Source organism: Pseudomonas sp. SIMBA_068 (assembly GCF_046534705.1).
Classification (GTDB): domain Bacteria; phylum Pseudomonadota; class Gammaproteobacteria; order Pseudomonadales; family Pseudomonadaceae; genus Aquipseudomonas; species Aquipseudomonas putida.
This window is the reverse complement of record NZ_JAWRYI010001222.1, coordinates 1-249: the sequence shown is the minus strand read 5'-3', so window position 1 is coordinate 249 and position 249 is coordinate 1. Positions and strand designations below refer to the sequence as shown.

The window sequence follows — 249 nt, the reverse complement described above, 5'->3', positions numbered from 1 at the left end:
CCCTGCAAACGCATCTAAAATCATTGGCTTACCATCAAATTGAAGTAATGGTAAATCTTCTATCCCCCAAATAGCAGGGATCCCCATTGCGCGAGTCAAAATAGAAGCATGACTATTGGCAGAGCCGTTAACACTAACAACCCCTGCTAAATACCCTTTTGGTACTTCAGCAAGCATGGCGGGAGTTAATGTATTAGCAATCAAAATAGTATTTGGGGGGTAATCTTTTATTGCGTGTTCGGTATTAAC

The 249-nt window shown here is 41.4% G+C and carries 1 protein-coding gene; it reads right to left on the bottom strand.

Annotated elements, in window-relative coordinates:
- Positions 1-249, bottom strand: a 249-nt coding sequence (locus SB756_RS33430) for a PEP-utilizing enzyme (protein ID WP_410913678.1), incomplete at both ends; no start/stop codon positions are given.